Source organism: Thermogutta terrifontis (assembly GCF_002277955.1).
Lineage (GTDB): Bacteria > Planctomycetota > Planctomycetia > Pirellulales > Thermoguttaceae > Thermogutta > Thermogutta terrifontis.
Genome location: NZ_CP018477.1, coordinates 2,340,710 through 2,352,826, shown reverse-complemented (window position 1 = coordinate 2,352,826; position 12,117 = coordinate 2,340,710). Strand labels below are relative to the sequence as shown.

Here is a 12,117-nt window from a genome sequence, read left to right as displayed (position 1 = left end):
GCTGCGGTGTGCTCCTCGGCCACGGCGGCCTTGCAAGACGCTATCGCGACGGCTCCGGTTTGCGTTTTCGAGCCAATCACTGAAAGGGAGGGTCGTGTCGTGCGGCGGATCACACAGCTTCTTATCACAGGCTTGGCTGCCGGTTTGACGGTTTTTGTCGGTTCCCGTATGACGTTCTCTGGTTATGCCGAGGAGCCGGCGCCTTGCCCAGCTCCTGTTCGCTTTATGGGCTACCACTCTTACCTCCGCGATCTCACAACCCTCAAGGAGTTTGGAGCGCTCGGCATCGACGTGGTCACCTTTTTCCCTGCCAACACGCTCTCCTCGGTCGGTGTACCGTACAGTCCGTATCCGCCGATCTGGATTGGACCTGGGATGCACCGCCTGGACTGCGTCGATCAACAAATCCATGACATACTCGAGGCCAATCCGCGAGCGAAAATTATTCTGGAAATCGATCTCAATACACCTGTGTGGTGGCCTCGCTGGCTGGGAGCAGCAGCCGATCGTGACGATAGTTTCACGAAACTGGGAAAAGTGGCTGCACATCCCGGATGGCGGCAGGACACCCGGGAGTATCTGCAAACTCTCTTAAAACATTTGGAGGCCAATTATAGCGAGCGAATCATAGCCTACGTGCTTGTGGGAGGTATGACCCTTGAATGGCAGGATATGGCGCGTGGCGAAGAGAGCGCAGTTCGCCGTAAAGCGTGGCGGGACTGGATGATTGCGCAGGGTTTACCGGACCCTGTGGACATTCCCCCTGCCTCGGTCAGAGAGCACGTGACCCATGGTTTGTTTCGAGATCCAGTTGCCGACCGTCAAAGCATCCTTTACTGGAAGTTTAATGCCGACTTGATCGCCGATACGATTTTGTTTTACGCGAAAGCCGCCCAAGAGGTCATTCGGCATCGCGTTCCTGTTGGCGTGTATTATGGATACTGGCTGGAACACGCTGCTGGGCGGCTCCTTTACGAAGGGCATCTCGGGTTCGAAAAGGTCCTCAACTCGCCCGACGTGGACTTTTTTCTCGCTCCAGGTTCTTATTTCGATCGGCAAATCGGCGGGGCAAGTGGATTCATGGTGTGCCTGGCGTCTATCCGCCACCACAGAAAAGGGTTTGTCCATGAAATCGATCACCGCACCCACACCGCGAAAAGCGTCACCCTGTTGGGGCGCCCCGTACCGGGACATGAGTCGGGATTTCCCGACGAGCAGTCCACCATCGCTGGACTACGGAGGGAATTCGCCTTGGGGCTGATCAACGGGACTGCCCTATGGTGGTTCGACATGTTCGGCCACTGGTACGATGGTCCCGCGGTCCGGCAGGCCCTCGCAGAAATGGCCAGCCTTTGGCAGCGGTTTTCCCCAATTCAAACGCGTTCCGTGAGCGAAGTTGCTGTTCTCGTTGATAGCGAAAGCTTTTATTACCTGGATGGCCACGCCAGTATCTACAACGATCTGCTTTCCCGCCAGCGATTTGGCCTGGCACGCATGGGCGCACCGTACGACATTTACGTCTTCAGCGATCTGGCCACCGTGGACCTCAGCCAATACAAGATGGTTATCTTCCCCAATCTATTCGTGGTCGATGACGAGAAAATCAATCTTCTTTCGGAAAAAGTCTTCAAAGACCATCGCACAGTGGTCTGGATTCGCTCACCGGGTATCATTTGGAACGGCCGGTATGACCCGGACGGAGTGGAGAAACTCACCGGGTTACCCGTTGGGGCACAGGAGATCACGGTGAAGGATTTCTCTGCCTGGCGATCGGTCTTGGCACCCAAGCCAAACCTGTCGGGAGCAACGCTCCGAGAAATCGCCCAAAAGGCGGGCGTGCACATCTACTGCGAAGAGGACCAGGTCTGCTACGTAAACAGCCACTTCATCGCCTTTCATACAGCCCGGCCGGGCGAGTGGCAACTCCGCCTGCGCGAGCCCTGTTCCCGTGTGATGGAGCTGTTCAGCGGCCAGGAAGTTGGCCACAATGTGCAGCAGATCACATGTCGGGCAGACGGTCCGAACACGTTTCTCTATCTTCTCGAAAAATAATATCGACCACTCCTTGCCGATCTCCGGTGCTTTTTCCCCGCGAGCATGAAAGCCCACGGTACAGTTGTTCGCCCGCGGTGTGGGCTTGCCGGACGATGCCAGCCGGCACGCCGCTGATTATCATGGGTTTAAACCAGCGGCGTTGCCACGTCTGTTCGTCCCGATTGCGAGGCGTCTCTGCCATTGAGCACGTGAAGAGCTCTCCCTTTAAACTCGCACGGCTGATGGTGTATGCCACAAACTCCTTGCCAAGACAGTAACATTCAACTCCTGACGGCGGAAGATCTTCCTGATGCCGAGGCTGCTTTGGAAACCTGTTATAAAGCGAGCGGCACACCTTTCCTATCACGCCATCCGCGGTGGTTGCAGGTACTCCGCGAGGCTTTGGGACATCGACCGTTCTGTTTGGTCGCCTGTGATCGGCCAGGAAGTCATGATTCCTCAGAGAGGCAAACGTATCTAACAATTCTTCCCCTCGCCCACGTCAGAAGCCCACTGTTCGGGTCACGCTTGGTAAGCCTCCCATATGTCAATTACGGCGGGGCGCTGGGAAGACCAGAGAACGCGTCCGGGCTGATTCGTGAGGCTGTACTGCTGGCGGAGCGGCTTGGGGTGCGGTACCTCGAATTGCGTCACGACCGCCCCGTGGAGCACCCGGCGCTCCCCCAGGCGGTCACCGACAAGGTCCACATGCGGCTCGCACTTCCTGACACGGTCGAGGCACTGTGGAAAAGCCTTTCACCCAAGGTCCGTAATCAAATTCGTAAATCCGAAAAACTGGGCCTTGTCGTGGAGTGGGGTCGGGAAGAGTTTCTTACGGAGTTTTATCGCGTCTTTTGCCACAATATGCGGGATCTCGGTACGCCCGTTTTTCCTCGAAAACTTTTTGCCGGTATCTTGCGTGCGTTTCCCGAAGCCGAAATTGCTATCGTGCGGCTCAAACATCGGGCACTGGCCGCGGGGATCGTTCTGCACGGGTCGGGCGTCACCGAAGTCCCAAGCGCCAGCTCGCTCCGCAAGTGGAACTGGACCTGTGCCAATATGGGACTTTACTGGGCGATGCTGAAGCGGAGCATCGAACGAGGACAAGCCGAATTCGATTTTGGACGAAGCACTCTTGAGAGTTCCACCTACCGTTTCAAAAAACAGTGGGGCGCACAGCCGCACCCCGCGCACTGGCAGTACCACGTTTTTCGCGGCTCCGCGCGTGATCTCCGTCCCGATAACCCCCGTTTCCGTTTCGCAACTGCCGTGTGGCGGCGCCTGCCCGTCTGGTTGACGCGGTGCTTAGGCCCATGGATTGTTAAAGGAATTCCGTAGTTCGAGCACGGCCAATCTTGGTCAGCGTGTTACCGGAAATGGAAGGCCTCGGCATTGATTGACCGTCTCATACAGGGCCAGGAGGTTTTCCACCGGAACCCTTGCCTGAACGTTGTGCACAGTGTTAAAAACAAACCCTCCACCGCGTCCGAAAATTTCTATCCGTTCCCTTACTTCCCGGCGGACATCATCAGGCGTTCCAAAGGGCAACGTTTTCTGTGTGTCGACACCTCCACCCCAAAAGACAAGGCGGTCGCCGTATTTTTCCTTGAGCATTCGTGGGTCCATACCGGCCGCGGAGCACTGCACCGGATTGAGAATATCGAAACCAGCCTCGATGAAATCGTCGAGAAAGGCCACCACCGAACCACACGAGTGGATAAACGTTTTCCAGGGAGTGTTTTCGTGTACCCATGCGTTCACTCGTTGGTGGAACGGTTTGAAAAGCCGCCGATACGTTTGGGGACTGATGAACGGCCCATGCTGTTGGCCGAAGTCCGTCCCCGTAATGAACACGGCGGTCACACGATCACCCACCGCCTCGTAAATTTTTTTGAGATTCGCGATACCGATCTCGCACTGTCTTTCAAAAACCTTCCACACATAGTCAAACCGCGTCACCGTGCTCATGTACCACTCCGCTACATTGCGGATGCCCTTGGGATGCTTCAGAAATGGGGCCGGCACAAGGGCAATGTCTCCAAAGGCGGTTCCACCAAAATTAGCCAGAATCGCCTTATCAGTTTCGCGATACAACCGATCTGCTTCAGTAGCCAGCCATTGCAGCTCATCGTCATCGATCGGGGTGAATTCTTCCAGATTATCCTCAGGGTTGAGCTTCTCCTCATCGATTGGTTCCTGACGGATGATTGTGTCAAAATAAAAGCCATTTTTTGGCATTCTTCCGCTCGGGGGCGCCGATTTATCTCCCTCGGGATACATCAGGAGATCCCCATTTGGTTCCGGCTCGGTGTTGAAGTCTCCGGGAACGAGGACAGGCGTCCCATCCCACAATTGCCAGGGTTTCCAGTTCTTATTCTCAAAGCCGAACATATTCTTGCGACGACCGAGCGGCACAACGTCCACGCCCAGCGCCGCCTGGAGCCGTTCGTCAATTTCACCCAGCATCTGGTAAGGTTCGACAACCTTAACCGGGGTCCCTGGTGGATCGAGCCCCAAGGCCTGCCGCAAGAGGTAAACACTGCTAACGTGCATTCCCGTGACGGCACTACCACCCAGATCAAGCGGAACGTAGTCTGGCTCCTGGTGCGAAAGCGCCATCTGCACCCGCTGTCGCGAGGTCAATCCCATCGTTGCCGCTCCCAGTTAAACAAAATTTTTCAGTCTCAGCTCTCGGGCGCCCATGATACAATCTCGGCAATCTCGGTCAATCGGCACCTCATACCGAAGAACACCCCGCTTAGCCGGTCTCTTGCGGAAGTTTTCGGGTTAGACTAGCCTATTGGTGAGCAACATGCTGCCACACTGAGCATGAGTGAATACCGCGTTGGGAAAGTGAATTAGCATCGGAGGAGAATCCATGAGTTTACACCGAATTTTGGTCGCTCTTTCACCACTATCCGTGGTTCTCGCGTGGACGGTCACAAGCTGGGGGGCCGACGTCACGTTCAAGATGCACCGCATCGGCCAGTTTCGCAGCGAAGCCTGTGGAGTTGCAGATTTCAACGGCGATGGCAAACTGGATGTGGTCGCTGGCCCGTTCGTCTATCTGGCACCCGACTGGAAAGCCTACAAGATTCGGGATTTGAAAGGGGAGGTAGACAACTCTGGAAAAGGCTACATGTGGAATTTTGCCGATTTGCCGCTCGATGTGGATCTCGACGGCCGCCCGGATGTCATTTCATGCGACTGGTTTGAAAAGTGCCTGGACTGGCATCGAAATACGGGATTTGACGGCGACCTCTGGCCGCGGACGGTCATTGATGTGAGCCTCAATCATGAAACCGCTCAACTGGCGGACGTGGATGGCGACGGAAAGGCCCGGGAGATCGTTCCCGAAGTTGCCCCAACGTGGTGGTGGGAAATCGTATCACAGGCTGATGGAAAGGTGCAGTTTATCAAACACGTGGTGAGCGAAAAGCCAATGAACTTTGGTTCTGGGGTAGGGGACGTGAATGGCGACCGCCGCCCGGATATCATCCGCCCCAATGCCTGGTTCGAGGCCCCCTCTGACCCTCGCCAGGGCACCTGGATTGAACACCCTATCGCCCTGGGAGGAGCCGAAGAAGGAACTGCCGAACACACAGCTCAGATTCTTGTCCACGATGTGAATGGCGACGGACTTAATGATCTCATCGCGAGCTCTGCGCATCGCTACGGGATTTACTGGTACGAACAGGTCAGGGATGGGCAGGAGATCAAGTTCAAACGCCACGTTATTGACAACACATGGAGCCAGGCCCATTCGCTCACACTGGCGGATATTGACCTCGACGGTGATCTTGACCTTGTGACCGGCAAGCGGTTCATGGCACACAATGGTGGGGACCCTGGTGCCTTCGAGCCACTTGGCGTGTATTGGTACGAATTACAGGCCAAGCCCGAAGTCAAATGGATCAAGCACGCCATTACCTACGATCAGGGGATTGGGGCGGGCCTCAACATCCCTGTGGTCGACATGGACGGGGATGGAGATCTCGACATCGTCGTCACGGGAAAGTGGGGGGGCCCTGTTTGGTTTGAAAACCAGTTGCGTTGATCCTGGCTTCGTCGTCTCGCCGCAGGTAACTCTCAAACCTCGGTTGCCTGCGGTTTCTTCATCGTGAGAGATAAATTAAAAGGGAATTGGGAGGGTATGTGTTATGCCAACCACAAGAACCAGCCGTCGCTCGTTTCTGCGGTTGTCACTGATTGCTTCGGCCTCCACAGTGGCTCCCCTGTATATTCCGCGGCACGTGCTGGGCACGGAAAGCGTTCCCCCGGCCAATGAACGCATCGGCATCGGTGGGATAGGTATCGGCCGTCGGGGACTCCAGTTGTTTGATGAACTCCCCACGCTCGGGCGGATCGTGGCAATTGCCGACGTGAACCTCCCGCGGGCAGAAAAGACGGCCGAGCCCTATAAGGCTGCCGCTTACCAGGATTATCGTAAACTGCTGGAACGGAGAGATGTCGATGCGATCATCACAGCCACACCCGACCACTGGCGGGCCATTGTTTGCATCCATGCATGCCAAGCCGGGAAGGACATCTACGCCGAAAAACCGATGACACTTACGATCCATGAGGGGCGGAAAATCGTGGAAGCCGTTCAGAAATACAAGCGAGTCTTCCAAACCGGCAGCCAGCAGCGTTCGATGGCAGCCAATCGGCTGGGATGTGAATTGGTACGAAACGGACGTATCGGTAAAGTACACACGGTCATAGCGGCCAATTATCCAAGTCCGTGGGAATGCAATTTCCCCGGTCAGCCGGTACCACCGGGCCTGGACTGGGATATGTGGTGTGGGCCTACAGAGCCGGTTCCCTACCACATCGACATTTACACCCCCCGCGCCCGCCCAGGGTGGATTTCGTTCCGGCCCTATTCGGGAGGCGAAATGACCGGCTGGGGAGCCCACGGATTGGACCAGATCCAGTGGGCTCTCGGTACCGACGATACCGGCCCGGTGGAAATCTGGACGGAAGGCCCCAGGTTTAATCCCCCCACTTACACGGAGCCAGAATCCCGGGCCCGCGGTGAGAAAATCTGCAGCCAGCCCAAGGTGTTTTTCAAATATGCAAACGGGATTGTCGTGAAGTTCGACAACGGTCCGCCGGGAGGTGCCATTTTCATCGGGGAAAAAGGACGGATCACGATCGACCGCGGGAAATTTGTGGCGGAACCGAAAGAGCTCGGAGATCCCCCGTATGACGATTTCACGGTGCATCTACCGGTCAGCAATCACCATTTGTTGAACTGGCTGGAATGCATCAAGACACGCGAAAAACCGGTCGCCCACGAGGAAGTGGGTCACCGTTCGACAACGTTGTGCCATCTTGGCAATATCGCTCGCTGGGTCGGTCGGCCCCTCAAGTGGGATCCTGTTAAAGAACGTTTTGTAGGCGACGAGGAGGCAAACCAATTCCTGGATCGTCCTCGCCGAAAGCCCTATCTGCTGCCTGAGGTCTAACGCCCCAGAAAACGTAAAGAAAAATAACTGCGCGGAGGGCCGCCGAGATCATCTTTTTCTGGCGGCCCGTTTTTTTCCTGCCGAGCCTGCTGGACGCGGTTTTAGAAACAAAATGAGCAGAATGAGAGGGGCAGCAAACAACAAAAGTTTTGGTCGGATCACCACCACGAGCAAAAAGCAAGGAACCGCCACCACGAGCCACCGCGGCAACTCGAGAATGCGGTAGTACGCAAGCCAGAGCAGGGCAGTGACCGGCGCCATCCGCCAGCAGGCGGACTCGCACATGATTTCAAATGAACTGCGCGGCGGGTGAAGTTGAAAGAAAACGGCTCCTAGGCACAAGAGAACTGCGAGCACGCCAAGGGCGTGACGACGCAGATGAATCGTTGGGTCGACGGACTCTTGGTTCCTATGAAAGGCCATTTCATGGAGGATCACGTGGGAAGCTGAGTTTCTTTCTACAGCATTCCTCATTGTGTCCGATTTGGGAAACCGTTCCAACCTCGTCGAGAAGATCCATACCGCGAGTTGATGCCAGCGAGGGTTAAGCCGCCCCGGATATGATCGCCAAACTGTCAAGCGTGTCTGGGGCGATCCTTCGAGGCCAACCCAACGGCAGCGAGATCGGGTTAGGGCTCCAGCACGATCTTGCCCACCAGCGTCCCCGCCCCACGCAGGGTGTTGTCTTCCTGAAGTTTATGAGCCTCGGGCGCCTCCGCGAGTTTGAAAATCTTACCAATAACCGGCCGCAACTTCCCTTCGGCGAGCCAACGGTTGATATCTTCCGCGGCGCGGCGTTGCTCCTCGGGCGGGGCATTAAACATCGCAAACCCGTAAGCCTTGCAATCCTTAACGTAAAATGGTCCCACGGGAAATGGTGGCCGAGATTCCCGCCCAGCCATGAGGACCAACCGGCCCCGCATGGCCAGCAGTGACACAGCCATTTCCAAATTCTGTTCACGAAGCGTTTCGAACCAGACATTCACACCGTCGGGGGCAAACTGACGAATCGCTTGCTCCTCGTTCTCTCTCTTGTAATTGATCACAAGATCTGCACCCAACCGGCGACAGAGTTCGGCTTTTTCGTCACTCCCCGCCGTGGTGATCACGCGGGCTCCCACGGCCTTGGCCATTTGAACGACACAGGATCCCACCCCTCCAGCCCCACCGTGCACAAACACAGTCTCGCCCGGCTGAAGTCTTGCATCGCGGAACAATCCCAGATGGGCCGTGATTCCTACCAGAGCGATGGCGGCTGCCTCGCGATCAGACACCGTTGGCGGCGTGGGATAAAGCCAACATTCGTCGGCCACGACGTATTCAGCGAAAGTTCCCTGTCTTCCGAGAAGCCCTTGATTCGAGCCCCACACGCGGTCGCCGACCTTGAATCGCGTCACTTTCGCTCCCACGGCCTCCACCGTCCCGGCAACATCACACCCTAAGATATAGGGCTTTGGAATCGGCATTGGAACAATGCCCGCCCGAATGTAAGTGTCAATGGGATTGACAGAAACTGCCCCCACGCGAATGAGCACCTCGGTATCGCCGGGCCGTGGTTGCGGCAGATCCCCATATCTGATAACCTCCGGAGGACCGTAATGTTCGATATAAGCCGCCTTCATAGGAACCTCCTCGCTGCTTCTCCTGAAAGGCAATCCATGATTCGGTGCGTCGCCGACTTTCGACCGAAATATTCAGCTTCCGATGACACTCACCCTGTTCCGGGACGGATGTGCAGGCAACAGCACCCTTCGCCTCCTGGCTGCCATGTGTCGGCAAAAAACTTAAATCCAGCCTCCTGAAATAACCCGTAATCCACCTCAGCAGCAATTCGACAGAGAGTGGCCACGAGATCGTCGGGCAAGCCCGCTTCCACCCAGGCTTCTCGCAGGGGACAACGGTGGAATTTGATATCCAGACGCGTCTCATCGTGGGCCAGGACTTCAGGCTCGAAAAGCCGTCCCTGATCGGGCAGATGGCCCAAAAATGCCTCACGCAGTCCCGCAAGATTGGCGGGGGCAAACTGGCGGAAGGCCTGCCCCCGCTCCTGCCCGCGGCGATAAATGGCCCGTTTCATAATCTGCTCAGCACGCTCCGGCCCAAGTTCCCGGGATAGCTCTTCGTAGATATGGTAATAGATCATCGCCCGGTTTTTGTAGGCATCTCTCAACTGCTGGCGAAGTTCTTCGATTTCACTCATGGGCTTCTCCCTCGTCGAGCGCTTCCACAAGCTTCTGATAACCGTTTTCCCAGAATTATAGGCCCCAAGGGCGCGCAGGAAACACAAGAGCCGCGTTTGCCAGCGGATCAGTTTACCTAAAAAGTGTCTCTATGATGTTCACATGAACACATCGATGCAAATTGACGAAGATAGGGTACAGATGTACACTATACATGGAGGTGACAGCATGGCTAGCATCGATGTCTTTATACCTTCGGCAGACTCCCTCGGGATTCCTCAAGAGAATACTTCCCTGGGAAATTATGGAGACCATGTGAAGGCTCCTCCGACTTCCTCGCAGCAGGCAGGGGACTCTCGGAGTCTTCTCGTGGCCGCTCTTCGCCAGCAAATAGAGGCGGTTTCGCGTCGGCAGGTGCATTCTCCCTCCGAAGGGATTTCCACAGGCCTGCCGGAAGTGGACGCCCTCCTTCCCCAAAAAAGAATTTTTCCAGGCGGTTTTGTTGAATGGCTGATCCCCACAGAAGGCACAGGAGGAGAATGTCTTTCTCTGCGAATGGCCTGGTCTATCGCAGTGCAGCGGAAGGGCCATCTCGTCATTGTTGACCCAACTCAGGAAATCTATCCTCCAGGCTTGGTGTATCTGGGGATCGATCTCCAACGAACCATCTTCCTTCACCCCGCTTCCACAAAGGACGCTTACTGGGCCATCACTCAAGTGCTTCGCTGTTCTGCCACAGGGGCCCTTTGGGCACACATCGACCGCCTGGACACGAAAACCGCTCGTCGCTTTCAACTCGCCGCTGAACAGGGTTTCACCGTGGGAATTTTCGTTCGGCCGTTCCAGGCAATCAACGAGATTTCCTGGGCCCAGGTACGCTTTCTTGTTCAACCCCAGCCGGCAGCCTGTGCTCGGGACACTTCTCAGCGTCGGCGTATCCAGGTGAGCGTGCTTCGGGCTCGCGGTCAATGGGAAAACATTGCAGGGGAGGTGCTGATCGATGATCCGGCGGATCCTCTGTCTCAGACTTTTGCAACCCCATCCCTCTCCCAAAGCCCATCCTTCAAAGGAGCATCACTTCGGGCATAATCCCCCTCGCAGCACGGACCAGAACAACCAGGAACTCCTTTTGCTCCATCTTGCGGAATTTTGTACTCGATATACTCCTCACATTTATTTTGACTCGCTTTCCCCTTCTGACACATTATTCCTCGATCTTACTCATGTGCCTCACCTCATTAACGATGAACAGGCATTCATCATCCATCTGATAGGAGAATGTTATCGGCAAGGATTTCATCCAGTTGTGATTGCGATCACCGAAACCGCGTCGGCCGGCTGGGCCTTTACCCATTTCGTCTCCCTTGAAAGAAATCATCACCTATCTCAGGGATGGATTATTCCCCCGGGAAAGATGCGATACTGGCTGCACTCCCTTCCTGTGGAAGCCATTCGGGGCAAGGAGGAATGGCATGCTACCTGTCATGAGCTGGGATGTCATACGATTGGAGACGTTCTCCGCATCCCTCTCTCTGAATGGGAGGAACGTTTCGGAAAAGACTTTGGCATTCGCATTCAGCAACTCCTGGGAGAGCGCGAGGAAATTCTTCCTCCGTATCATCCCTTACCCAAATCCGAATACAGTGCCTATCTTGAATATCCCACAGCACTGGCCGAAATTATCGATGGACACATATCGGCACTTTTGCACACATTAACAAACGATCTTCTCAAAAAAGGGCAGGGGGCCTTGGAGTTAGTCATAACTTTCTTTTGTGACGATATAAAGCCTTTATCCATCACGATCAATCTGATCCATCCTACGGTAAATGCGGACAAACTGTACAGTCTTTTCCAGTTACACAAAGAGCATCTACGTTTACCAGGGCCTATTACGCAAATCTCGGTTGCGGTGACGTGTGCTGCCTCCCTCGAATGGGGACAATCGACTCTCTTTCATCCCTCGGCCACCTCCCCATCCCGGGAGTGGACAGAGCTTCTCGAGCGATTGGCTGCCCGGTTGGGAAAAGAGCGAATCTCTGAGGCCTTCCTTGAACCGGATTATGCACCGGAATATGTGACCAGATGGAGGAGTTGTCTCGATCGAGAGCGAAAACAGAAGAGCTCATCCTTATCTTTCTCATCTCTTCCCGGAGCGCGTCCTTTGCGGCTTTTGAACAATCCTGCACCGATTGAGGTGGTCATGGGGATTCCTTCAGGACATCCCTATCGATTCTTTTATCGGGGGGAAAACAAAGAAATCGTGCGTTTTTGGGGGCCAGAGCGAATTGAAACCGGATGGTGGCGCGGCGACACGATTCTGCGTGACTATTATCGGGTTGAAACGACTGCCGGAGAACATTTCTGGATTTATCGCTGCCTTTACACCGGAAAATGGTTTCTTCATGGCATATTCTAAAAAAGGGGAGACG

General features: G+C 55.3%; 10 protein-coding genes. 6 read left to right on the top strand and 4 right to left on the bottom strand.

Going from position 1 to position 12,117, the window contains the following annotated elements; translation table 11 throughout:
* Positions 1 to 99 precede the first annotated feature (99 nt).
* Both THTE_RS08760 and THTE_RS08755 read left to right on the top strand, forming a co-directional pair.
* Positions 100 to 2,052 carry a type 1 glutamine amidotransferase family protein gene (locus THTE_RS08760; protein ID WP_095415075.1) on the top strand — a complete coding sequence of 651 codons (1,953 nt, stop codon included), beginning with the start codon at positions 100 to 102 and terminating at the stop codon, positions 2,050 to 2,052.
* 231 nt (positions 2,053 to 2,283) lie between these two features.
* The gene (locus THTE_RS08755) at positions 2,284 to 3,372 is read left to right on the top strand and encodes a FemAB family XrtA/PEP-CTERM system-associated protein (protein ID WP_095415074.1); all 1,089 of its coding nucleotides are present in this window, start codon (positions 2,284 to 2,286) and stop codon (positions 3,370 to 3,372) included.
* Positions 3,373 to 3,393: 21 nt separating this feature from the next.
* Here THTE_RS08755 and THTE_RS08750 read toward each other — a convergent pair whose 3' ends face one another.
* Positions 3,394 to 4,683, bottom strand: coding sequence for a uroporphyrinogen decarboxylase family protein (locus THTE_RS08750; protein WP_207651813.1), 1,290 nt, complete (start codon positions 4,681 to 4,683; stop codon positions 3,394 to 3,396).
* Positions 4,684 to 4,912: 229 nt separating this feature from the next.
* On the opposite strand from THTE_RS08750, the gene THTE_RS08745 reads away from it, so the two are divergent.
* Both THTE_RS08745 and THTE_RS08740 read left to right on the top strand, forming a co-directional pair.
* Complete coding sequence (locus THTE_RS08745; RefSeq protein ID WP_095415073.1) at positions 4,913 to 6,091, top strand: FG-GAP-like repeat-containing protein; 1,179 nt, start codon at positions 4,913 to 4,915, stop codon at positions 6,089 to 6,091.
* A 103-nt stretch (positions 6,092 to 6,194) separates the two neighbouring features.
* Complete coding sequence (locus THTE_RS08740) at positions 6,195 to 7,505, top strand: Gfo/Idh/MocA family protein (RefSeq protein ID WP_095415072.1); 1,311 nt, start codon at positions 6,195 to 6,197, stop codon at positions 7,503 to 7,505.
* 48 nt (positions 7,506 to 7,553) lie between these two features.
* Here THTE_RS08740 and THTE_RS17950 read toward each other — a convergent pair whose 3' ends face one another.
* The 3 genes from THTE_RS17950 to THTE_RS08725 form a co-directional block, all read right to left on the bottom strand.
* On the bottom strand, positions 7,554 to 7,766 hold the full coding sequence (locus tag THTE_RS17950) for a hypothetical protein (protein ID WP_157731964.1): 213 nt from the start codon (positions 7,764 to 7,766) through the stop codon (positions 7,554 to 7,556).
* 368 nt (positions 7,767 to 8,134) lie between these two features.
* Complete coding sequence (locus THTE_RS08730) at positions 8,135 to 9,127, bottom strand: NADPH:quinone reductase (protein WP_095415070.1); 993 nt, start codon at positions 9,125 to 9,127, stop codon at positions 8,135 to 8,137.
* Between the two features lie 89 nt (positions 9,128 to 9,216).
* Positions 9,217 to 9,705 carry an L-2-amino-thiazoline-4-carboxylic acid hydrolase gene (locus tag THTE_RS08725; RefSeq protein WP_095415069.1) on the bottom strand — a complete coding sequence of 163 codons (489 nt, stop codon included), beginning with the start codon at positions 9,703 to 9,705 and terminating at the stop codon, positions 9,217 to 9,219.
* A 208-nt stretch (positions 9,706 to 9,913) separates the two neighbouring features.
* Between THTE_RS08725 and THTE_RS08720 the strand changes: the two genes are divergently transcribed.
* Positions 9,914 to 10,774, top strand: a complete 861-nt coding sequence (locus THTE_RS08720; RefSeq protein ID WP_095415068.1) for an ImuA family protein — start codon at positions 9,914 to 9,916, stop codon at positions 10,772 to 10,774.
* Entirely contained in the window at positions 10,686 to 12,104 is a 1,419-nt protein-coding gene (locus tag THTE_RS08715; protein WP_157731962.1) for a DNA polymerase Y subunit UmuC family protein, read from the top strand. The genes THTE_RS08720 and THTE_RS08715 overlap by 89 nt, the downstream gene beginning before the upstream one ends.
* Positions 12,105 to 12,117: the final 13 nt, after the last annotated feature.

Bases quoted from the DNA above. Each gene is read 5' to 3' on its own strand.
- THTE_RS08755 (WP_095415074.1), top strand. From the start codon at position 2,284: ATGCCACAAACTCCTTGCCAAGACAGTAACATTCAACTCCTGACGGCG.
- THTE_RS08750 (WP_207651813.1), bottom strand. From the start codon at position 4,683: ATGGGATTGACCTCGCGACAGCGGGTGCAGATGGCGCTTTCGCACCAG.
- THTE_RS08745 (WP_095415073.1), top strand. From the start codon at position 4,913: ATGAGTTTACACCGAATTTTGGTCGCTCTTTCACCACTATCCGTGGTT.
- THTE_RS08740 (WP_095415072.1), top strand. From the start codon at position 6,195: ATGCCAACCACAAGAACCAGCCGTCGCTCGTTTCTGCGGTTGTCACTG.
- THTE_RS17950 (WP_157731964.1), bottom strand. From the start codon at position 7,766: ATGGCGCCGGTCACTGCCCTGCTCTGGCTTGCGTACTACCGCATTCTC.
- THTE_RS08730 (WP_095415070.1), bottom strand. From the start codon at position 9,127: ATGAAGGCGGCTTATATCGAACATTACGGTCCTCCGGAGGTTATCAGA.
- THTE_RS08725 (WP_095415069.1), bottom strand. From the start codon at position 9,705: ATGAGTGAAATCGAAGAACTTCGCCAGCAGTTGAGAGATGCCTACAAA.
- THTE_RS08720 (WP_095415068.1), top strand. From the start codon at position 9,914: ATGGCTAGCATCGATGTCTTTATACCTTCGGCAGACTCCCTCGGGATT.
- THTE_RS08715 (WP_157731962.1), top strand. From the start codon at position 10,686: ATGATCCGGCGGATCCTCTGTCTCAGACTTTTGCAACCCCATCCCTCT.